At 62.6% G+C, this 19,815-nt stretch carries 24 protein-coding genes; 14 read left to right on the top strand and 10 right to left on the bottom strand.

What is annotated here, in order from left to right; genetic code table 11:
- The first annotated feature begins 168 nt into the window (after positions 1-168).
- Positions 169-1,980, top strand: coding sequence for an adenine deaminase (gene ade, locus NKH38_RS05620; protein WP_023695398.1), 1,812 nt, complete (start codon positions 169-171; stop codon positions 1,978-1,980).
- A 22-nt stretch (positions 1,981-2,002) separates the two neighbouring features.
- Here the strand turns inward: ade and NKH38_RS05615 are convergent, their stop codons facing one another.
- The 3 genes from NKH38_RS05615 to NKH38_RS05605 form a co-directional block, all read right to left on the bottom strand.
- On the bottom strand, positions 2,003-3,166 hold the full coding sequence (locus NKH38_RS05615; protein ID WP_023725749.1) for an alpha/beta hydrolase: 1,164 nt from the start codon (positions 3,164-3,166) through the stop codon (positions 2,003-2,005).
- 133 nt (positions 3,167-3,299) lie between these two features.
- A complete protein-coding gene (locus NKH38_RS05610; protein WP_023710593.1) occupies positions 3,300-4,373 on the bottom strand; it encodes an alpha/beta hydrolase in 1,074 nt (357 codons plus the stop codon).
- 100 nt (positions 4,374-4,473) lie between these two features.
- Positions 4,474-5,877 (bottom strand): aminopeptidase P family N-terminal domain-containing protein, encoded by a 1,404-nt coding sequence (locus tag NKH38_RS05605; protein WP_023710592.1) that lies wholly within the window; start codon positions 5,875-5,877, stop codon positions 4,474-4,476.
- A gap of 124 nt (positions 5,878-6,001) precedes the next feature.
- Between NKH38_RS05605 and ilvA the strand changes: the two genes are divergently transcribed.
- From ilvA to NKH38_RS05590, 3 genes are read left to right on the top strand one after another with little or no spacing between them, the layout of a single operon-like run.
- Positions 6,002-7,258, top strand: coding sequence for a threonine ammonia-lyase IlvA (ilvA, locus tag NKH38_RS05600; RefSeq protein WP_023710591.1), 1,257 nt, complete (start codon positions 6,002-6,004; stop codon positions 7,256-7,258).
- Positions 7,255-7,833 carry a DUF1697 domain-containing protein gene (locus tag NKH38_RS05595; RefSeq protein WP_352761479.1) on the top strand — a complete coding sequence of 193 codons (579 nt, stop codon included), beginning with the start codon at positions 7,255-7,257 and terminating at the stop codon, positions 7,831-7,833. Before ilvA ends, NKH38_RS05595 begins: the two co-directional genes overlap by 4 nt.
- Positions 7,830-8,165 (top strand): outer membrane protein, encoded by a 336-nt coding sequence (locus NKH38_RS05590; protein ID WP_023695392.1) that lies wholly within the window; start codon positions 7,830-7,832, stop codon positions 8,163-8,165. Before NKH38_RS05595 ends, NKH38_RS05590 begins: the two co-directional genes overlap by 4 nt.
- A gap of 105 nt (positions 8,166-8,270) precedes the next feature.
- On the opposite strand, the gene NKH38_RS05585 is transcribed toward NKH38_RS05590, so the two are convergent.
- Positions 8,271-8,564, bottom strand: a complete 294-nt coding sequence (locus NKH38_RS05585) for a DUF2218 domain-containing protein (RefSeq protein WP_023702485.1) — start codon at positions 8,562-8,564, stop codon at positions 8,271-8,273.
- 133 nt (positions 8,565-8,697) lie between these two features.
- Entirely contained in the window at positions 8,698-9,138 is a 441-nt protein-coding gene (locus NKH38_RS05580; RefSeq protein WP_023667513.1) for a VOC family protein, read from the bottom strand.
- 359 nt (positions 9,139-9,497) lie between these two features.
- Between NKH38_RS05580 and NKH38_RS05575 the strand changes: the two genes are divergently transcribed.
- The 6 genes from NKH38_RS05575 (at position 9,498) to NKH38_RS05550 (ending at position 12,911) form a co-directional block, all read left to right on the top strand.
- On the top strand, positions 9,498-10,094 hold the full coding sequence (locus tag NKH38_RS05575) for a cold-shock protein (RefSeq protein WP_031193130.1): 597 nt from the start codon (positions 9,498-9,500) through the stop codon (positions 10,092-10,094).
- Positions 10,095-10,207: 113 nt separating this feature from the next.
- Positions 10,208-10,780, top strand: coding sequence for a DUF192 domain-containing protein (locus tag NKH38_RS05570; protein ID WP_023691205.1), 573 nt, complete (start codon positions 10,208-10,210; stop codon positions 10,778-10,780).
- 10 nt (positions 10,781-10,790) lie between these two features.
- On the top strand, positions 10,791-11,558 hold the full coding sequence (locus tag NKH38_RS05565; RefSeq protein WP_023735354.1) for an alpha/beta fold hydrolase: 768 nt from the start codon (positions 10,791-10,793) through the stop codon (positions 11,556-11,558).
- Positions 11,559-11,659: 101 nt separating this feature from the next.
- On the top strand, positions 11,660-11,986 hold the full coding sequence (locus NKH38_RS05560; protein ID WP_156933418.1) for a hypothetical protein: 327 nt from the start codon (positions 11,660-11,662) through the stop codon (positions 11,984-11,986).
- 70 nt (positions 11,987-12,056) lie between these two features.
- Entirely contained in the window at positions 12,057-12,371 is a 315-nt protein-coding gene (locus NKH38_RS05555; RefSeq protein WP_023822943.1) for a hypothetical protein, read from the top strand.
- A 39-nt stretch (positions 12,372-12,410) separates the two neighbouring features.
- A complete protein-coding gene (locus NKH38_RS05550) occupies positions 12,411-12,911 on the top strand; it encodes a GNAT family N-acetyltransferase (protein WP_023725758.1) in 501 nt (166 codons plus the stop codon).
- Here the strand turns inward: NKH38_RS05550 and NKH38_RS05545 are convergent.
- Complete coding sequence (locus NKH38_RS05545) at positions 12,908-13,522, bottom strand: HD domain-containing protein (protein ID WP_023822941.1); 615 nt, start codon at positions 13,520-13,522, stop codon at positions 12,908-12,910. The two genes, NKH38_RS05550 and NKH38_RS05545, sit on opposite strands and share 4 nt — an antisense overlap.
- Before the next feature lie 133 nt (positions 13,523-13,655).
- Here NKH38_RS05545 and cysE point away from each other — a divergent pair, with 133 nt between their 5' ends.
- Both cysE and NKH38_RS05535 read left to right on the top strand, forming a co-directional pair.
- Positions 13,656-14,504, top strand: a complete 849-nt coding sequence (gene cysE / locus NKH38_RS05540) for a serine O-acetyltransferase (RefSeq protein ID WP_023667506.1) — start codon at positions 13,656-13,658, stop codon at positions 14,502-14,504.
- Between the two features lie 255 nt (positions 14,505-14,759).
- Complete coding sequence (locus NKH38_RS05535; protein ID WP_006200852.1) at positions 14,760-14,963, top strand: DUF3126 family protein; 204 nt, start codon at positions 14,760-14,762, stop codon at positions 14,961-14,963.
- Between the two features lie 255 nt (positions 14,964-15,218).
- On the opposite strand, the gene NKH38_RS05530 is transcribed toward NKH38_RS05535, so the two are convergent.
- Complete coding sequence (locus NKH38_RS05530; RefSeq protein ID WP_352761469.1) at positions 15,219-15,944, bottom strand: hypothetical protein; 726 nt, start codon at positions 15,942-15,944, stop codon at positions 15,219-15,221.
- Positions 15,945-16,054: 110 nt separating this feature from the next.
- Here NKH38_RS05530 and NKH38_RS05525 point away from each other — a divergent pair, with 110 nt between their 5' ends.
- Together NKH38_RS05525 and NKH38_RS05520 are read left to right on the top strand one after the other, a co-directional pair.
- Positions 16,055-16,423: a DUF6949 family protein gene (locus NKH38_RS05525; RefSeq protein WP_352761467.1), complete on the top strand. Its 369-nt coding sequence runs from the start codon at positions 16,055-16,057 to the stop codon at positions 16,421-16,423.
- Positions 16,424-16,508: 85 nt separating this feature from the next.
- Positions 16,509-17,036, top strand: a complete 528-nt coding sequence (locus tag NKH38_RS05520; protein ID WP_023667503.1) for a gamma carbonic anhydrase family protein — start codon at positions 16,509-16,511, stop codon at positions 17,034-17,036.
- A gap of 244 nt (positions 17,037-17,280) precedes the next feature.
- On the opposite strand, the gene NKH38_RS05515 is transcribed toward NKH38_RS05520, so the two are convergent.
- From NKH38_RS05515 to NKH38_RS05505, 3 genes are all read right to left on the bottom strand, one after another.
- A complete protein-coding gene (locus tag NKH38_RS05515; protein WP_023681509.1) occupies positions 17,281-17,889 on the bottom strand; it encodes a transglutaminase-like cysteine peptidase in 609 nt (202 codons plus the stop codon).
- 287 nt (positions 17,890-18,176) lie between these two features.
- Complete coding sequence (locus NKH38_RS05510; protein ID WP_023667501.1) at positions 18,177-18,794, bottom strand: PilZ domain-containing protein; 618 nt, start codon at positions 18,792-18,794, stop codon at positions 18,177-18,179.
- A gap of 124 nt (positions 18,795-18,918) precedes the next feature.
- Complete coding sequence (locus NKH38_RS05505) at positions 18,919-19,554, bottom strand: PAS domain-containing protein (protein ID WP_023715798.1); 636 nt, start codon at positions 19,552-19,554, stop codon at positions 18,919-18,921.
- Between the last annotated feature and the right edge of the window lie 261 nt (positions 19,555-19,815).

The following is a 19,815-nucleotide window of genomic DNA, read 5'->3' as shown; positions in this document are numbered from 1 at the left end:
CATAAGTGCCGGCACAAGCCAAACTGAATGACTGCACCGTTGATGCTGTCGTCGGGGTGAACAGGTGCAGCGCATCCGCCCGGGCGAGTTCTCATTGACCGGATTTCGTCCGCAATCGCTGGTCAAAACGTTGCCGGCTTGGCACAGTCGGGCAAACAGGAGTCTTTCATGGCCAAGCAGCCGTCGGCGACGAAACCCAAGCCCTGGACCGAGATGGCGACGCATCTGGTCGACGTCGCGACGGGGCGCAAGCCTGCCGATCTCGTCATTCGCAACGGCCGCTGGGTGAACGTGCACTCCGGCGAAATCATAGCCGGCACCGACATCGCCGTTGCCGGCGGCCGCTTCGCCTATTGCGGGCCGAATGCCAGCCATGCCATCGGCCAGGGCACCAAGGTGGTCGACGCCGGCGGCCGCTATCTCGTGCCCGGCCTGTGCGACGCGCACATGCATGTCGAGAGCGGCATGGTGACCGTCACCGAGTTCTGCCGCGCCGTGATCCCGCACGGCACCACCTCGATGTTCATCGATCCGCATGAGATCGCCAACGTGCTGGGCCTGCCCGGCGTGCGGCTGATGCATGACGAGGCCGTCGCCATGCCGATCAACGTGCACGTCCAGATGCCGTCCTGCGTGCCGTCGGCGCCGGGTCTGGAGCATGCCGGGGCCGAACTGACGGTCGCCGATGTCACCGAGGCGATGACCTGGGAAAACATCATCGGGCTCGGCGAAGTGATGAATTTTCCCGGTGTCGTGGCCAACGATCCGGTGATGTCGGGCGAGATCGCCGCCACGGTGCGAGCGGGCAAGACGGTCGGCGGCCACTATGCGTCGCGCGATCTCGGCCTGCCGTTCCATGGCTATGTCGCCGGCGGGCCGGAGGACGACCATGAAGGCACACGCGCCGAGGACGCAATCGCCCGTGTGCGCCAGGGTATGAAGGCAATGCTGCGGCTGGGCTCGGCCTGGTACGATGTTGCCTCGCAGATCAAGGCGGTGACCGAGAGCGGTCTCGACCCGCGCAACTTCATCCTGTGCACCGACGACAGCCATTCCGGCACGCTGGTGCATGAAGGCCATATGGACCGGGTGGTGCGCCACGCCATCCAACAGGGATTGAAGCCGGTGACGGCGATCCAGATGGCGACGCTGAATACCGCCCAGCATTTCAAGCTGGAGCGCGAACTGGGCTCGATCGCGCCGGGACGGCTGGCCGATCTGCTGATCGTCTCCGATCTTGCCGCCATGACCATCGACGAGGTCTATGGCCGCGGTATCAGGCTGGCCAAGGGCGGCAAGCTCGAGATCGACATTCCGGCCTATGATTACCCCAAATCGGCGAAGAACACCGTCAAGCTCGGCAAGAAGCTGAAGCCAGGCGACTTCGACATTGCGGCGCCCAAGGGCGCCAACGAGGTGCGGGTGCGGGTCATCGGCGTGATCGAAAACCAGGCGCCGACGCGGGCGCTGGAGGCCGACCTGCCGGTCGAGGACGGGCTGGTCGCCATGGACCGCCGCAACGACATCTGCCAGATCGCGCTGGTCGAGCGCCACCGCGGCACCGGAGGCGTCACCAATGCCTTCGTCTCCGGCTTCGGCTATATGGGCGACTGCGCCATGGCGTCGAGCGTCGCGCATGATGCCCACCACATCATCTGCGTCGGCACCAACAAGGAAGACATGGCGCTGGCCGTCAACCGGCTGGGCGAGGTCGGCGGGGGCGTGGTGCTGTTTTCGAAGGGCAAGGAACTGGCGCTTGTCGAAATGCCGATCGCCGGGCTGATGTCGGACGAGCGCGCCGAAATCGTGGCGGCCAAGGCCGAGAAACTCACCGAAGCAATGCGCAAGATGGGCTGCTCGCTCAACAACGCCTACATGCAGCACTCGCTGCTGGCGCTGGTCGTCATCCCGGAACTCAGGATTTCCGATGTCGGCCTGATCGACGTGACGACGTTCCAGAAGGTAGGTTTGTTTATCTGAGATCAGCCCCGGTGCTTGGCTCTCATCCGCCGGTGGCGATGGTCAGCACCTTGAATGGCGTGGTGATGATGATCTCGGCGACGGATCCGACTGCCTTTCCGAGGCCTCGGCCGAGATTGTCGATCTGGCCCTGCGTGGGTTCGTCCGATGCCAGGCCGGCTGGAGCGCGCAGACGGTCGCCGAGCAATTGCACCAGGAACGGGTTGTCGGCGAATTTGGCGTGGTTCAGGCGGTCGCCGCCCTTGATCTGGCTGAGGTCGGCCACAACGACGCCGTAACTGGCAATGTCGGCGGCGTTGCCGTAGTCGCCGACGCGCGGCTTGTCGCCGGATAGCAGGCTGGACAGTCTCAGAGCACGGTCGTCGGCGGAAAGCAGGATGACGAACGGCCTGTCGGGCTTGCCGTAGCGGATCATCTGCTTCTTGAAGACGTCGACATCGATATCGGGCGATGCCAGGACGACACGGCCGAGCTTGCCGTCGAGATCGCGGTCGCCGGTGATGGCGAGCTGGCGCAGCGCTTCCATCGTCACCCAGGTTCCCATCGAATGCGCGATGATGTCGATGCTCTTGACCTTTGTCTTGGCGAGCATCCTGAGCGTCGCTTCGAGGTCGTCGCGCGCGGCGTTGGCGCTGTCCTTGTCGTAGATATAGCCCGTGGTCTTGCCGCTCGAAGCCCACGAAAACAGGATCGGCGTACCCGGATATTCGGTGTCGTGGGCGATCTGCGTCAGCCGGTAGACCCCATCGTCGAAGCCGTTGTTGAAGCCGTGGACGAAGACCAGCGCGCGGTCGCCATTCATGGTGATGTTGGCACCGACGGCCTTGGCGAATTGCGAGGCGTCGCCATAGCGCACGACGTCGGTGGCGGTGAATTGCTTGGCCGGGTTCGAATTGGCCGAGCCCTTGGCGCGCTCGATGGCGCCGACCTGGTGGACCTTCGGCACGGTGACGTCGACGCGGGCGTAGCTGGTGGTCAGCGAGCGATCGCCATCGAACACCTGGCGTGGGTCCTTGGTCGCCTGCTTGCGGGTGGTGGCGACGAAGATTTCGTGGGTGGCCGCGATGTCGGAGGCAGGCACCGAAACCGTCGTCTCGTTCAACAGGTCATGGGTGTTGGGGCCGGCGCAGCCGGCGGCAGCTAGCGCGAACGCAAGGACCAGGACAGTCTTCCATCGCTCGTTCAAGCGGGCTCCCGCTGGCGCATTGGCGCCGATTTCAATGTCGTAGAGGCAGAGACCGGCCCGGTCCAGTTGAAAGTGATCGGGCCGAGCGGCATTCGCGACCTCACGCGGCGACGGTCGCCGCAAGGCAACAGCCTTATTGTCCGAGCGCGCTGATGCGGTCGGTCACCGTCTGGTCGCTGGCAAAGCCGTCATCCTCGCGCAGCCGCTGGCCGATCATCTTCACCAGTTCGGGATTGTCGGCGAACTTGGTGTGGTTGAAGCTGTCGCCTCCCTTGACCTTGGAGAGGTCGACCACGGTGACGCCATAAGCGGCGAGGTCGGCGGCATCCTTGTAGTCGCCGACGCGTGGCCGCGAGCCTGCGATCAGGCCTGAGAGCCGCAGCGCCCGGTCGTCGTTGGAGAGCAGCAGGATGAACGGCTTGTCCGGCTTGCCGTAGCGGCGCATCTGGCTCTTGAAGACGTCGACGTCGATGTCGGGAGAAGCCAGCACGACATCGCCGAGCTTGCCGCCGAGATCGCGGTCGCCGGTGATGGCCATCTGGCGCAGCGTTTCCATGGTCACCCAGGTTCCGAGCGAGTGGGCGACGATGTCGATGCGCCGCGCGCCGGACTGCTGCAGCATGCGCAATGTCACCTCCAGCTGATCGCGGGCGGCGCTGGCGCTTTCCTTGTCATAGACATAGTCGGTGGTTCTGGCGCCGGATGCCCAGGAAAACAGCACCGGCGTGCCGGGATAGCCGGAATCGTGGACGATCTGGGTCAGGCGGTAGACCGCGTCGTCGAAGCCGGTGTTGTAGCCATGCACGAAGACCATGACGCGGCCGCCGCGCGCGGCAATGTCGGCATTGAGCGCGCTTGAGAATTGAGGCTGCGCATCGTAGCCGACGACCTCGGAAGCCATGAAGTATTTCGCCGGGTCGTTCGACTTGCCGCGCGAGCGGCGCTCGATCTGGCCGGTCTGGTGGGTGCCGGGAACGGTGACGGTGACGCGGGCGTAGTTCAGCGTCGCCGAGCGTTCGCCGTCGAAAACTTTGTTGGGATCGTCGGATTTCTTGCGTGTGGTGGCAATGAAGATCGAGTGATTGCCCGAGATTTCGGTCACCGGCGTGGACATGACGGCGCTGCCGAGCAGTTCCTCGGTTTTGCGGCCGCCGCAGCCGGCGATCAACAGGGCAAGTGCAAGAATGCAAATCGTCTTCAAACGCACGTCAAAAATTCCACTCCGGCCAAAAGGCCCATATACCCCCGCGGCACCTCCCGGACAGTGAGAGTGCGGCAGAAGTAAGTCGTGTCCAGCCGAAATGTGGTCAGCGTCGAGCCACGGTCATCGCACTGTTGCGCGAAAGCCAGAATGGCGGCAGGAACGCAGGGATGTTGGAGAAGGGCAATACCTCGGGCTTGAGCCTGATGCCGAGCACATCGCCCATGAAGGCGCGGCGCGCCTCGATGCGGCGCCATGCCTCGGGATAACGGGCCGCGATCTCCTCGCGCAACGCCTCATCGGCAAGCGCGATACCGTCTTCGATGTTGGTGGTGAAATAGCTGGTTCCGGTCGCCGGAATGATGTCGACCTGCAGCGCCATGCCCGATTGCAGCTTGATGTCCGAGCCGGAAAACACCGGCGAATGCATCCATTCGTCGATGTGGACGAGATGGCCGGGATTGAGCGAGACGCCGAAGAACGGGTCGCCTATGCGGTCATGCACGACTTTCCAAAGCGCTCCGCCGGCAACGCCTATGCCGATGGTCTCGTACCAGTCGACGACGGCGGCGAAATAGGGCGCTACCAGCTGTTCGACATAGTCGCTTATCTCGCGCGGCAGTTCGGCCGCGCTCTCGACCAGGAAGCCGGCGCGGGCGTTGAGCGAGCCCTGGATGCCGTACGCCATGGTGACGGGATCGCCGCGCTTGATGATGTCGAGGTGCGGGCTAGGCAAGCCGTAGGGCGCACGCCTGCCGGCGGACAGCATCGGGTGGCAGCAAAGGGGCAGGCCGTTGATCCCCATCAGCCGCGCGGCCTGCAATTCGCTCATGCCGGGCTCAATATTCCCAAGCACGTTGCGCAGGCCCTGCGAGGAAAAGGTCGCGGCGAATTCGAAGGACGCCAATTGGTCTGCCTCGTTGATGGCGCGTAGACCGTCGGATGGATTCATCAACAGGTTGGCGGCGTTGACCACCGCGCCTCTGTCGCCGGCCAGTGTGCGCAGCGTATCGGCGATGAAGGAAGGCAGGTCGAGCGTCGTCTCGCCAAAGCCGCCATCGCCGGGGCCGAACGGCTTCCAGCCGATGGCGCCGATCTTCTGGCCGGCCTTCAGGCCGCAGGCGGCAAGCGTGTCGGATAGAGAGGCCGAGCGGTCGCGTGGCTGCGCCGGCAGCGAGAAGGTCTGGTAGAGGACGCGCTCGTAAGGCCCGTCGCAGATTTCGGCATAGCCCCAGCCCTCATTGCCGACGAGAAGCTTTGACTGGCTGCCGGGGACGATGACCAGCAACGTCTCCTCGAAACGCGGATCGTAACCACTGAGATAGGCGACATTGGCCGCGTGCTCGCGGTCGCCATAGACGGCAAAGGCGTCGAGCCCGGCCTTGGCGCCGCGCGCCAGCAGAGCCTCGATGCGTGCTTCGTAGGTCCGCCGCTGAACTAGCGGCATCACTGTTGGCTCGCCGAATTCAGGAAGGTCTACGGTCTTCAGGGCGACAGCCGAAACAGGCATGAAGATGGCTCCAATGGATTTCCTGCTGGCGCGTCAAAGCGGCCGCGCCGCATCGGTGGCTGCAAACGGCGAATTGTGCAATAGGCTTCGCCTTCGAACCATTCGATCCAGAGGTGACGGCGCCATGAACAGTTTCTCCTCCCGTGTCGCCACCGCCGCAGCCGCGATCCGCGAGATCTTTCCCGAAACGCCGCTGCAGGAAAACGACTATCTGTCGAAGAAGACGGGGGCTCGGGTGCTGTTGAAGCGCGAGGATCTTTCGCCGGTGCGCTCCTACAAGATCCGCGGCGCCTTCAACTTTTTCCGCAAGGCGCTTGCCGCCGGCAACGAGGCCGAGCTGTTCGTCTGCGCCTCGGCCGGCAACCATGCGCAGGGCTTTGCCTTCGTCTGCCGCCATTTCGGCAAGAAGGGCGTGGTCTTCATGCCGGTGACGACGCCGCAGCAAAAGATCGACAAGACGCGGCTGTTCGGCGGCGATTTCGTCGAGATCAGGCTGGTCGGCGACTTCTTCGACGACTGCTACCGCGCCGCCTTCGAATTCACCGAAAGTTCCGGCGCGCATATGGTGCCGCCCTTCGACCACAAGGATATTATCGAGGGGCAGGCGACGGTCGCCTATGAGATCGCCGACCAGATGCCAGGCGCGCGCATGCCCGACATCATCATGCTGCCGGTCGGCGGCGGTGGCCTGGCCGCGGGGGTGACGCACTATTTCGCCGATCAGCAACGTGACGCGCGCTACGTCTTTTGCGAACCGGCCGGTGCGCCGAGCCTGCATCAGAGCCTCGCCAGCGGCAAGCGCGTCCGGCTCGCCAATGTCGACAATTTCGTCGACGGCGCGGCGGTGGCCGAGATCGGCCGCGAGCCGTTGCGCCACCTCAAGGAGTTCGCCGCTCAGGCGGTGCGGCTGATCCCTGAGAACCGGCTCTGCGCCACCATGATCGAGATGCTCAACATCGAAGGTGTGGTGCTGGAGCCGGCCGGTGCCTTGGCGATCGACGCGTTGAAGGATTTTTCGCGCAAGGAAATCCGCGGCAAGACCATCGTCGCGGTGGTGTCGGGCGGCAATTTCGATTTCGAGCGGCTGCCCGACGTGAAGGAGCGGGCGCTGCGCTTCGAGGGGCTGAAGAAATACTTCATCATCCGCTTTCCGCAGCGGCCGGGCGCGCTGCGCGACTTCCTCGAACTGCTCGGTCCCGACGATGATATCGCTCGCTTCGAATATCTGAAGAAATCGGCACGCAATTTCGGCTCTGTGCTTATCGGCATCGAAACCAAAGACCGGCGTAACTTCGATCTGCTGAGGGCAAATTTCGAGGCCGAGGGCGTGCACTATCAGGACATCACCGACAACGAGACCCTGGCCGGGTTGATCATATGAGCGGTACAGCCTGCCACCCGAAGCTCGAAGAGCGAAGGGTGGTCTTCGTCGCGCTGTTTTCCGGCATCAACGTCGGCGGCAACCGCATCGTCAAGATGGCGGAGTTGCGAGCGTTTTTCGAAGAGTTCGGTTTCTCGGACGTCGCCAGCTATGTACAGAGCGGCAATGTCGTGTTCCGGGCCAGGAAGGGCGACGCCGCCACGCTGACGAAACAGATCGAAGCCGCTTTCGAGAAGAAATGGGGCTTTCATTCGCGCATCATGGTGCGCGATCTCTCCTGGTTCGAACGGTTGGTGAAGGAGAATCCGTATCCGGAAGTCGCCGGCGATCCGACCAAGCTTCACGCCTACACGCTGCAGCGCCAGCCGACGGCGGACGAGATCGCCAGGCTTGCCGAAAAATGCACCGGCCCGGAAAGCTTTGAGGTCAAGGGCGACGTGCTTTACCTCAAGGCGCCGGACGGGCTCGGCAAATCGGTGTTCGCCGGGCTGATCCCGCGCATGCTGAAAGTGCCGGGCACCGCGCGCAACTGGCGGTCGGTGCTGGCGCTGCTGCAGATAGCGCGTTCGCTTTGAACCGCTTCTGCGTTGCGGTCGCGATGCTAATTAAGCCTCGGCTAAACAACAAGGGCGGCGCGGCGGCGACTCACTACAAATTGAGTTATGGCGATACTTTCGATTTTGACGGGGTGCCCGACCCGGACAGCAGCGCATCGAGGAGCGGAGGCCGCTTCGGCTATACGATCGGTGGCGGTGTCGAATGGGCCTTCGCCGACAAATGGACCACGAAGCTGGAATACCAGTACTTCGACTTCGGCAAGGTCCGTTTGACAGATATCGAGGGCAACGACGCAAGGGTGAAGATCGACGCCCATACGATCAAGATCGGCCTGAACTACAAGTTCTGATCGATCCGTCGTTCCGACAATTCAGATGGCGTCGCAACCAAGTGACGCCATAACGTTGTCCGGGGCTGGCAGCTTCCGGCGTTCGGCGTTGCGGCTGACCGCAGATCAGGTCGCCGGAGCCTGCTTCCACTCGAAAGTCAGCTCCTCGCGGAAGGCGAAGCGCTTGATGTGATCGGCAACGACGCTCTCCATGCGCTCCAGCGATCCGCTTTCATCCGTCGACACCGTGATATGCAGCGCTGCCGCATCGGCATCGAGAACCGTGCGGCCGAGTGACAGATCGATGGTGCCGTGGTTCGGATCGAACTCGACGGGAAATTTGTGCGCCCAGTGCTTGCACAACTGCTGCAAATAGCGGCTGGCATACGCGGTGGAGACATCGGCACGGCTGGTCGGCATAAATGAATTCTCCTGGGTGAGGCACTGGCTTTGCTTGGCTGGCGCGACAGGCAGGTAAATAGGTGCCGTTGCTCGAAATGGCAAAGGCGGCCGGCTTGTCGGCGCGGCCACCTTGCTCAAGATGGCGTGATCGCTACCAGGTGCCGGTGTTCGGCATCGATGCCCACGGCTCAGCCTTGGGCTTGGCCGGGCCCTTCTGCAGCAGTTCGAAGGAGATGCCGTCCGGCGACTTGACGAAGGCCATGTTGCCGTCGCGCGGCGGCCGGTTGATGATGACGCCATTGTCCATCAGATGCTGGCAGGTGGCGTAGATGTCGTCGACCTCATAGGCGAGATGGCCGAAATTGCGGCCGCCCTTGTACTCCTCCGGATCCCAATTGTAGGTCAGTTCGATCAGCGGCGCCTTCTCAGTGATGCCGCTTTCTACATCCTCGGAGGCGGCGAGGAAGATCAGCGTGAAGCGGCCCTGCTCGTTTTCGTAGCGGCGCACTTCCTTAAGGCCGAGCTTGTTGCAGTAGAAATCAAGCGAGACATCGACGTCGGCGACACGGACCATTGTGTGGAGGTAGCGCATGGGATTTCCTCGGGGATGTTTGGGTTGCGAGGCAACATAAGGTCCACCCCGCCGAAGGGCAACGAGCATCGGACTGGAAAAGTGGTCACCGGTTTTGGAAAAAATCAGATTGCTCTGACAAAAGCGTCGGACACAAGTGGTTGCCGATTTCGGCGAAATCCCTTGCAAATTGCCGACCGGTTGACCGCCTTGATGGATCGTCATTGCTGTCGGCAGCGACGCCGGCAAACAACAAGTCAGCTATTCCTGTATTCAACCGTGAAAAAAGGCACGGCAGGTCTTGCACACCCCGGAAGCGGCGGTGTTAATCTAATGTCAAGAATCACTTGCGGTTTTCTTGAAAAAAAGGGGGCGTTCTTATGGGGGATAAGGCCTCTTTCACGAGGCGGGATGAGAACCTTGACGACGCCCTGAAGAGTGACAGTGGCGGCGATAGCGCCGACCTTGTCGAAATCGCCGGCGCCATCAAATGGTTCGACGTGGCCAAGGGCTACGGTTTCATACTTCCCGATGACGGTTCTTCGGGCGACATCCTCCTCCATGTCACCTGCCTTCGAAAGGACGGTTTTCAGACTGCATTGGAGGGCGCGCGTGTCGTGTGCCTTGTCAAGCACGGTGACCGTGGTTTGCAGGCGTTCCGGGTGCTGTCCATGGACACCACTACGGCGGTCCATCCGGCCGAGATGCAGGAACAGCGCACCCATGTGGCGGTGACGCCGGAAAGCGGGCTCGAGCGGGCGCTGGTCAAGTGGTTCAACCGCACCAAGGGCTTCGGCTTTCTGACGCGCGGCGAGGGCACCGAGGATATCTTCGTCCATATGGAGACGCTGCGCCGCTATGGCATCACCGAGCTCAGGCCCGGACAGGTCGTGCTGGTGCGATTCGGACGCGGTGACAAGGGCCTCATGGCTGCCGAGATTCACCCCGATATGGGCACCTTGCCGGTCGCGCATTAGGACGCGAGCCTTCCTGAGGAAGTCAGGACGGCGTTTTTCTTGGTTTCACCACGATCTTATCCGAATACCTGAGACCACTTTTAGGGATCATGGTCTTTGGTCGAGGATTTCCAATGGCGTACAGGAACTGGCTGACAGCGGGCGCGCTCTGCGTCATCGTTGCGGTAGCCGCAGGCGCTTACTTCTATTCCGGGCAGCCGACCGCATCCCAGCAGACGATCGCCGGCGGTCAGGCGATGATCCTTCCCGTCGATCCGACACCCTTGGTCGTGGCGACGAAAGGGGGCGATAAATCCTTTTCGATCGAAGTCGCCGACACCGACTCGGAACGCGAGGCCGGCCTGATGTATCGCCAGGATATGGCCGACAATCATGGCATGCTGTTCGTCTTCGAGATGCAGAAGCAGGTCGGCTTCTGGATGCACAACACGCCGATGCCGCTCGACCTGATCTTTGTTGGACAGGACGGCAAGGTCCGGGCCGTCAAGCACGGCACTCCATTGTCCGATGCAGTCATCTCGCCGGGTGTGCCAGTGCGCTTCGTGCTGGAGCTCAAGGCCGGCACCGCCGCCAAAAACGGCATCGACCATGGCGATCTGCTGCGCCATCCGGCCGTCGGCACGGTGTCCGGCCCCGGCATGCCGCCATCGGACAAGGGCAACGCGCCCACGCCCGGCGCCGGCTGAGCCGCTCCCGATGCAATTCTTCTCCCATGACGGGTTCGACTTCGCCTTCCTCGACCGCCGGCCGGCGTCGGGGGCGGGCGATCCGGTGCTGATGATCCACGGCTTTGCCTCCAGCCACTATGTCAACTGGGTATCGCCCGGCTGGTTCAAGACGCTGAACGATGCCGGCTATCGCGCCATCGCCTTCGACAATCGCGGCCACGGCTCGTCGTCGAAAAGCTATGACGAGGCCGACTACACCCCGGCCAAAATGGCTTCGGACGCGGCGGCCCTGCTCGACCATCTCGGCATCGGCCGCGCGCATGTCATGGGCTATTCGATGGGCGCGCGCATCGCGGCGTTCCTGGCGCTGTCCGATCCCGACAAGGTGGCGACGCTGGTCTTCGGCGGCCTCGGCATCGGCATGGTCGACGGCGTCGGCGACTGGGATCCGATCGCCGAGGCGCTGCTGGCCGACGATCCGGCCGCCACCAGCCATCCGCGCGGTCGCTCCTTTCGCGCCTTTGCCGATCAGACGCGCAGCGACCGCCGGGCATTGGCTGCCTGCATCGCCACGTCGCGCGAACTGCTCAGCGAACACGACATGACGCGCATCGCCCAACCGACGCTGATTGCGGTCGGGACGACAGACGATATCGGCGGCTCGCCCGACGAGCTCGCCGCGCTGATGCCGAATGCCAAGTCATTTCACATCGACGGCCGTGACCATATGCTGGCGGTGGGCGACAAGACCTTCAAGCAGCGGGTTTTGGAGTTTTATGCCGAGAATCCGCTTTAACCGGTAAGCGGTTTTCGGGCGATATGGATTGGGCGGCCGGCGAGGGGTGGCAAACAATGGCACAATGGGGAAGAAGCGCCGACGCTCTGCCGGGCCCCGTCGTGACAAGCAAGTTCGGCAAGCGTTCCGTCATCCTGGCGCTGCTCGCCTTCGGTGCCGGTGTGATAGCGCTGACCACAATGGTGGCGCTGCCGACCCACGCATCCGAGCGTGCCCAGAACATCGCCACGGGTTTCTTCATGGCGGTTTTCCTGCTGGCAGGGCCGTTGGCGCATATTGCCGGATTGATTTTCGGGCTGATGGCGCTGGTGCGTTCGAACGATAGCCGCGTGCTTGGGGTCGTCGGCATCCTGCTCAACGGCGGCTCCCTGGCGGTTGGCTTCCTGCTGCTTGTGGCAATGGCATCGACGATAGGCGCTTTCACCTGATCGGGGACGAGTAATGGCCGGATGGGGAAGAAGCACGATAGCAATGCCCGGCGTGGTGGGGCGGAGCAGCTTGGGCAAACGCTCGGTGATCCTGGCCCTGCTGGCGTTCGCAATGGATTTTGCGGCGGTGGTCACGCTGGCGTTGATGCCAGGCGAGGCGTCGCTGGCCGCTCAAAACGTCCTCGGCGGGGTTTTTCTGGTGGTGTTTCTCGTTGCGGCGCCGCTGGCGCACATCACCGGCGTGGTTTTTGGCTTGATGGCACTGGGACGTTCAAACGACAATCATGTCCTCGGCATCGTCGGTATCCTCCTCAACGGGCTGTCGTTGGTGATCGGCCTGTTCTTTGTTTGGGCGGCGACCAAGTCCGTTGGCGCCTTCAGGTGATCGATCTTCGTCTGGCTTGCAGCCGGAGGCGGTGCCGCTTTGGTTGACCTTCTCGTCACCTATATGGACATGCGCCCGCGCGATTTGGCGCCTGCACGCGTCAGCCCTGCAGCAGCGACCACGGTGGCGCTGGAAAGGCTGGACAGCGCCGCTTACATCGACCTCTACCGCGCTGTCGGCGAGCCGGTGCAGTGGGACCAGCGGCTGCGCATGCCGGCGGAAGACCTCGAGCGCCTGCTGGCGCTGCCCTCGACACATATCCATGTGCTGCGCGTCGAGGGCGAGGCCGCTGGCCTGTGCGAATTCAACGGCGTCGGCCAGCCTGAGGTCGAGCTGGTTCATTTCGGGCTGGTTCCCGCCTTCCAGGGTCGCAGGCTCGGCCCGTTCCTGCTCGACCAGGCGCTTCGCGCCATCTGGTCGCGGGCGCCGCAAAGGGTCTGGCTTCATACCGACACATACGACCATCCGGCCGCGCAATCGGTCTACAGGCGCGCCGGTTTCAAAGCCTATGCGCAGCGCATGGGGACATTTCCGGATTAGGATTTGAGCGTTTCTAGAGACCGCGCCAGGTTTTGCCTGGCCTGGGGCTCGAACCTGTGGCGGAATTCCTGCGTGTGAAAAATATGCTGGCGCGCGAGGAAAGTCTTGAGAATCGCGCCGCGGCCGGCGCGCCACATAGGCTCCTCGACCCAGCCATATTCGCGTCGGACCGCTTGTTCATAGGCGTCGAAAGCGTCGGCTGACGCACCCAGTATCGCCAGGTCCATGTCGAGGAAAAGCGCTGCGTCGCGGAGGGCGTTCTCATCGGCAAGGCCCCGTGGTTGAAGGCTGGGCAGTTCATGCGTGGCAGTGGCGACGATCATCGCCGCGATGCGGCCGAGGCGCTCCGGATCGGTGCGGGCGGCAAGTTTGTCCTGCGCAAGTGCTGCACTCCTGGCCTCGTTGTCCTTGGCGCGGCTGTCATATATGGCGTCATGGAACCAGATTGCGGCTTCGACGGCGCCGGAATCATGCAGCGATGCTCGATATTCGTCCGCCAGCGCCAGCAACGCCTCGATATGGGCGAGGTTGTGATAGTGGCGATCCGGAGCTTGATAGAGCGCGGAGAGCGCGCGTTTCAGCGGAGCGTCGATCAAGGGTTCGTTTTCCATGGCGGCTTGAATTTCCGTGAACCAAATCCATTTCACCGAGCACTAAGGAAAATTGAGTTCAATCGTGCTATGATCTGGCTTATATGTGCCGCCGGAGAATAGGCAAGCGGCCAGGACGCAGGACAAGACGTCGATGAACAGCATCAGCATTTCCCGCCCCACAATGGTCCAGCCGGTCGATCCGATCTGGCGTTCGGTCCGCGACGAGGCGATGGAAGCGGTCAACCGCGACCCGCTTCTGGCGGCGTTCCTCTATTCGACCATCCTCAACCAGGAGAGCCTGGAGGAAGCTGTCATCCATCGGCTCGCCGAGCGGCTCGCGCATCAGGACATCGGCTCCGACCTCATCCGCCAGACGTTCAAGTCGATGCTGGCCGACGACAAGGAATGGTCGTCGATCGTGCGTGTCGACATCCAGGCCTATTACGACCGCGATCCGGCCTGCGACCGCTTCATCATGCCGGTGCTCTATTTCAAGGGTTTCCATGCGATCCAGACGCACAGGCTGGCACATTGGCTGTGGAATCAGGGCCGCAAGGATTTCGCGCTCTATCTGCAGAGCCGCTCGTCCTCGGTGTTCCAGACCGACATCAACCCGGCCGCCCGCATCGGCAAGGGCATCTTCATCGACCACGCCACCGGCCTCGTCGTGGGCGAGACGGCGGTGATCGAGGACGATGTGTCGATCCTGCACGGCGTGACGCTGGGCGGCACGGGCAAGGCCGGCGGCGACCGCCACCCCAAGATCCGTTACGGCGTACTGATCGGCGCCGGCGCCAAGATTCTCGGCAATATCGAGATCGGCCATTGCTCGAAGATCGCGGCAGGCTCGGTCGTGCTGTCGCCGGTGCCGCACAACAAGACGGTTGCCGGCGTACCGGCCCGCGTCGTCGGCGAGACCGGCTGCGACCAGCCTTCGCGGCAGATGGACCAGCTTTTGCCGTCGCAGTCGATGGACCAGGTCGTCAGCTTCGACATCTGATTTGCAACACCCGGCGTGCCGGACTGAGTCCGGTTGCCGGCGCCGTTGCCTCTGGAGCATGATGCCGAAAAGTGTGAAGCGGTTTTCGGACGACATCATGCTCTACCTCCTTGATTTAGAGGCGGATTTGGATTGGACCTGAAATCATCCGGCTCCAGGGTTCGCGTTCTATCCAACCGGCTTGCCTTTACATCGCCATTGTCGACGTGCCAGAAGCGCGTTCCAACGAGCAAGCCCGACGATCGGAGAAGACTTTTGAAGCCGGACGAAATCAGAAAGCTGGACGCCTATTTCAAGCGCGTCTTCCAGAATCCCAAACTCGAGGTGAAGGCGCGGCCGCGCAAGGAAGATTCGGCCGAGGTCTATGTCGGCGACGAGTTCCTCGGCATCGTCTTCAAGGACGAGGACGACGGCGACTATAATTTCTCGATGGCGATCCTCGACATCGATCTGGCCTGAGCCCAGACGGCTACGGACTTCGGCGATTGGCGGCAGCCAGCTGCGCCATCGTCATCCCGGGGAGAAGCAGCCGCACAGCGGCGTCGCTGAGACGCTGGGATACATTCCGGCCCTCGGCTCAGGAATGTGGCGGTCCAGAACTGCCTCTGCTGCTTCCCAACAGTAATTCTGCACCGCTTCGCTGCCTCAAGGGCATGGAACGGATCCTCGGGTCCGCGCGGCTTCGCGCCCGTGTATGACAAAAGCAGAGGGCCGCTACCGTGCGGTCTTTAAGACGCGCGTGGCCTCGGCGACGATAGCGGCGTCAAGCGCCGGCCAGTTGCCCAGCAACTCCCGGGGAAAGCGGTAGGTCAGGCTGAGGCTGTCGCCGACCTGGATGTCGCGCTCGCAGGGCGCCAGCGATTCCTCAGCGCTCGGTCCGCTCAGGCAGCGGGCGACGAACGGGTCCTTGCCGGGCCGGCCGGCGACCGCAAGCACCTCGTTGAGATAGCCTGATTTTTCCGTAAAACCGTAAATCGTCGTGCCGCCGGGGCCGGGCACGCCGGGCTGGCTGATGAGCGCGCTGTAGATCGGTGCGAAACGGCCGCTCATGTCGCGCGACATCATCTGCGGCTCGAACGACAGGAAGATGATGTTTTTGGCGGCCCCCGTGTGGTTGAAATCGTCGCGGGCGGCTTCGCTGTAGCCGTCCATTTCGGGATAGCGCAGATAGAGGTCGAGCCGCGAAGCGATGCCGTCGCGGCGCGCCTGCAGGAAGCGGATGGCGTTGGCCGGTACGGCAATGACATTGTTGCCGATCACTACCCTGTGGACCGTGAGGTCGTCGGTGTAGCCGGCCATGGCGATCGAGCGGCCGAACCATTTTCCGCCAAGGCTGATCGCCAGCGACAGCAGCGCCAGTGCGGCAAAAGCATAGAACACCCGCTTCATCAGCACGGAATCGACGACGTTGAACTCTTCTGCGGTCGCTGCCTGCTTCATCGCAATCCCCATAGTCGCCGCCCTCTGTCCCTAGGCGGCACACATGCCGCGGCATGGCTCTTGCTGCGCTGGACGCGACTGTGCGATTTCATGGTAAACGGAAGGTAAAGATGAGCCTGCTGCTACCCGTTCTCTTCGCTTTTGCCGTCGGGCTCACCGCCTGCGGGCTCGCTGGGTCCGTGATGGAACTGGCGGCGGGCCGCCGGCTTGCCTTTGCCGAGCCTTATGTGTCGCCGGCGTACATCCTGCGCTCGCTGGCCACGACCGCTTGCGCCGGGCCGTTCATGCTCGCCAACGATGCGCTCGATGCGCGGCGCGAAGGCCGCATTTCCACGCTCATGCTGATGTCCTGCGGCTGCACGGTGATCGCCTGGGCGCTGGTGCTGGGCATCGTGCTGATCGCCATTGCCTCCTGGGGCATCAGCTCTCCTGGTGCGCTTCTGCTTTTGGTGGAATCGCTGGCGCGGTATTTGCCTTGAGGCAAATGCGGGAGAAAACCGGCACGCGGTTTTCCTCAGATTGTTCTAGGGTTTGTCCCGGCCTGCGACGAATCGGAGACTGCAAATGCCGACCTACGCAATCGACGGAAAAGCGCCCCGTTTCGAGGATGCCGACAGCAACTGGATCGCGCCGGACGCTACGTTGATCGGCGACATCAGCGTCGGCCGCAATGCCGGCTTCTGGTTTGGCGTGGTCATCCGCGGCGACAACGAGGCGATCGTCATCGGCGCCGACAGCAATGTCCAGGAACACACGGTGATGCACACCGATCCCGGTTTTTCCCTGACGATCGGGCAGGGCTGCACGATCGGCCACCGCGCCTTGCTGCATGGCTGCACGATCGGCGACAACAGCCTGATCGGCATGGGCGTCATAGTCCTCAACGGCGCCAGGATCGGCAAGAATTGTCTGGTCGGCGCCGGCGCGCTGGTCACCGAAGGCAAGGAGTTCCCCGACAATTGCCTGATCGTCGGCTCGCCCGCGCGGGTGATCAGGACGCTGGACGACGCCGCTGTCGCCAGGCTGCGCGCCTCGGCCGCGCACTACGTCGCCAACGGCAAGCGCTTCAAGGCCGGGCTGAAGAAGGCCTGAACTCTATTCCTGTTTGGCGATGATCTTTTCCGAACGGCGGGTCAGCGCAGCAAAAACCGGTTCTCACTTTTCGCTGCCGCGGTCCTTCGGTTCGGGATCATGGTCTGAAATGGTGGAGCCGGCCCGGGGACGGGGCCGGCTCCTTAAAACCCGGTCGTTGGGGACGGGGAGGGTGGGGACTCGACCGGGCTTTCTCGTTAGGCACGTCGCATTATTCGATGTGCTTGACCTCTGTGATGGCGTCCTAGCGGACGCTGGCAACCGCGTCGGCGCGGCCGTCGTTGATCGTCACCCACACGCCGGAATTCTGGTCGGACTGGCGCTTCAGGTAGGTGTAGTCTGTGTCGGTCCAGGACAGCACCTTGGACTCCAGATTATCGAGGATGAACTCGCCGAGGCTGGTGCGCACGGTCAGCACCGCATGGCCGTCGCCATTTTGTTGGCGCGCCACGGTCATCAAGAGATTGCCGGCGGGAACGCCGAGCGCCATCAATTCGCGGCGCTTCTCCAGCGCATAGTCCTCGCAGTCGCCGAAGCCACTGTCGGGATAGGACCAGACCTCTTCCTTACCCCACATTTCCATATCGGTGCGCGGCACGATCCGGGTGTTGACCGAATTGTTGACGTCGACGATCGCCGCCCACAGCTTGCGGGTCAGTTCGACCGGTGCCTGCTTCGGCGTGCGCTGAGCGCACTCCTGCGGCAGCTTCTGGCAGAATTCGTAGTGACCGACCGGCTGTGTCGTGCGGCCGCCAGTGTGCATGTAGGCCGGTCCTGCTGCTTGCGCCGTTCCCCAAGCGGAAAGCTGCATCGCCATTGCCAAGAGCAACAGCTTGCCCCAAATCTTCGCCATTGGTCAGTCTCCCCGTTTGAGGAGACAATGACAGCGCTGGATTTATTTGACGCAAAAACCCGAAGTAGACATTGAGTAAAAGCTCAATAGAATACGCGTAAAATTTGACCTATTTTAAAATAAAATCGTTCAGGTCTCGGCGTAAAACCGCGGTGTCGGGGCGCGGATTTCCGGGTGGAGCCGTGGATTTGCTGCGTGCCGCTACAAGCTGGAGAGGCAGGCGGAACGCCGGCAACAAAAACCGGCCGCGCAGGGCCGGTTCGTTTTTGCTGCCTGTTGCCGATCGTTCAGGCGCGCGGGGCGTTGAACTCGGAATCGAGCGTTTCCGGGCGCTGGATGACGGCGAATTCGATGGCGACGCCATCCTCGAAATGACGCACCACCTGGCCACGCATGGTGCCCAGCATCACCTGGATGCCGAGCGCCGGCTTGACGTCGATCTCGACCGCCGCGCCCGACAGCGACAGGTCGATGATGCGGCACTGATACTGGCGCCCGTCGGTGAGCTGCAGCACGCTTGTCGGATTGCGCGGCGCCACGCGTTCGTGGCGGCGGTCTTCCGGCAGGTCGAGTTCATGCTTGTTGGCGAGCCAGGTCAACTGCGCGGCAAGCTTGTCCTTCTTGCGATCCGAAGCAATGACGGTCATGGCGAAGCCGTCCTGCGAGGTGCGCGTCACCACGCCCTCGATGCGGCCGATATGATCGATATAGGCAATGATTTTTTCGCCCGGCATGCCGACGCGCTCGGTGCGCAACGCGACATTGCCCGGCGACATATCGACGACCTGGCAGGGGTGCTCGGTGCGGTCCTCCAGCATGAAGCGCCCGTAGATCTTGACCCGGACGCGCTGAAAATTACGCCTTTCGGCGCGGGACGGTGCGTATTCGACCGCCGCTGACCTCATGACTGCCTACACCCCGTTGGCATTCCCGCGTCGTGCGTGGAATCTCGGCAAAAACTACAGCCAAGCAGGTTAACAAAGGGGAAAAGTGGGCCCCCGATAGTTAAGATTAGCGCCGGCTTGGAGACTATTGCTCGCGCCCGCCGTCGAACACGACGAGGTGGCGGATACGGCGCGACCGACCGAGCGCCGAGATGGTCTCCGGCGCTTCGAGTTCGGGAGCCAACGACGGAACGGATATTTCCGGCCGGTTTTTCAGGAACATCGGGTCCTTGTCGGGATCGATGACGCGGATGGCATCGATCAGCGCATCGGTGATCGGGTCGGCGCCCAGCCAGAACGGCTTTTCCACGGCGCTGATGACGCCGAGGCAGCGCGGGTTCTCGACGCCGCCATCGAGCGGCAGCGCAAGCAGTTCGAAGTGGTTGGACCGGCCGCTGCGGCTGAACCCCTCGTAAGTGATCAGCACAACGGATTTCTGCTCGAAAACGCCATGAATGAGGCGCGACACCAGCCGCTGGTCCTTGTCACGCCAAAGCGAGGGGAACGAAAATCCCTTGAGCTCGCGGCCGTAGCCGGCGCAAAGCCTGGTGCCGGCGAGCCGGAACACCGCTTCGCCGCGCGTATCCCTTTCCAGGATGAAGGTGTCGGCCAAAAGCGCCTTGATGTCGGCCGGTTCGACTTCCGAACGCTTTGGGGCAGGACGTCCATGACGCAGGCGATTCCAATAATGGAACAGCGCGATTGATCCGTTCTGGTTCATGCTATGAAACTCCGCGCATTCTGCCGTCTGATGGTCCCATCGGTGAACAGAAAGGGCGCCCTCCGATGACCTACATGCGTTCCGGAGCAGGATGCGTGCCAGCGTCGTTAAGACTTGTTCACGGGTCGGGGACGTTAAGGTTAACAAGTGGTTTACGTTGCGCGCACAGGCTCGCCATGGCACACCAAAACCACTCCAGAAGCGGTCGTTTCGCGACGACCAACAGCACTTCGGTCAATAGTTTTAGGGGAGCAGGGGGCT

The sequence above is a fragment of the Mesorhizobium sp. M1078 genome (assembly GCF_040318615.1).
GTDB lineage: Bacteria > Pseudomonadota > Alphaproteobacteria > Rhizobiales > Rhizobiaceae > Mesorhizobium.
The sequence above is the reverse complement of the archived record's forward strand: the minus strand, read 5'-3'. Positions and strand labels throughout refer to the sequence as shown.

Excerpts from the sequence above, each read along its gene's own strand:
- ade (WP_023695398.1), top strand. The coding sequence starts at position 169 with ATGGCCAAGCAGCCGTCGGCGACGAAACCCAAGCCCTGGACCGAGATG.
- NKH38_RS05605 (WP_023710592.1), bottom strand. The coding sequence starts at position 5,877 with ATGCCTGTTTCGGCTGTCGCCCTGAAGACCGTAGACCTTCCTGAATTC.
- ilvA (WP_023710591.1), top strand. The coding sequence starts at position 6,002 with ATGAACAGTTTCTCCTCCCGTGTCGCCACCGCCGCAGCCGCGATCCGC.
- NKH38_RS05595 (WP_352761479.1), top strand. The coding sequence starts at position 7,255 with ATGAGCGGTACAGCCTGCCACCCGAAGCTCGAAGAGCGAAGGGTGGTC.
- NKH38_RS05585 (WP_023702485.1), bottom strand. The coding sequence starts at position 8,564 with ATGCCGACCAGCCGTGCCGATGTCTCCACCGCGTATGCCAGCCGCTAT.
- NKH38_RS05580 (WP_023667513.1), bottom strand. The coding sequence starts at position 9,138 with ATGCGCTACCTCCACACAATGGTCCGTGTCGCCGACGTCGATGTCTCG.
- NKH38_RS05575 (WP_031193130.1), top strand. The coding sequence starts at position 9,498 with ATGGGGGATAAGGCCTCTTTCACGAGGCGGGATGAGAACCTTGACGAC.
- NKH38_RS05570 (WP_023691205.1), top strand. The coding sequence starts at position 10,208 with ATGGCGTACAGGAACTGGCTGACAGCGGGCGCGCTCTGCGTCATCGTT.
- NKH38_RS05565 (WP_023735354.1), top strand. The coding sequence starts at position 10,791 with ATGCAATTCTTCTCCCATGACGGGTTCGACTTCGCCTTCCTCGACCGC.
- NKH38_RS05545 (WP_023822941.1), bottom strand. The coding sequence starts at position 13,522 with ATGGAAAACGAACCCTTGATCGACGCTCCGCTGAAACGCGCGCTCTCC.
- cysE (WP_023667506.1), top strand. The coding sequence starts at position 13,656 with ATGAACAGCATCAGCATTTCCCGCCCCACAATGGTCCAGCCGGTCGAT.
- NKH38_RS05530 (WP_352761469.1), bottom strand. The coding sequence starts at position 15,944 with ATGAAGCAGGCAGCGACCGCAGAAGAGTTCAACGTCGTCGATTCCGTG.
- NKH38_RS05525 (WP_352761467.1), top strand. The coding sequence starts at position 16,055 with ATGAGCCTGCTGCTACCCGTTCTCTTCGCTTTTGCCGTCGGGCTCACC.
- NKH38_RS05520 (WP_023667503.1), top strand. The coding sequence starts at position 16,509 with ATGCCGACCTACGCAATCGACGGAAAAGCGCCCCGTTTCGAGGATGCC.
- NKH38_RS05515 (WP_023681509.1), bottom strand. The coding sequence starts at position 17,889 with ATGGCGAAGATTTGGGGCAAGCTGTTGCTCTTGGCAATGGCGATGCAG.
- NKH38_RS05510 (WP_023667501.1), bottom strand. The coding sequence starts at position 18,794 with ATGAGGTCAGCGGCGGTCGAATACGCACCGTCCCGCGCCGAAAGGCGT.
- NKH38_RS05505 (WP_023715798.1), bottom strand. The coding sequence starts at position 19,554 with ATGAACCAGAACGGATCAATCGCGCTGTTCCATTATTGGAATCGCCTG.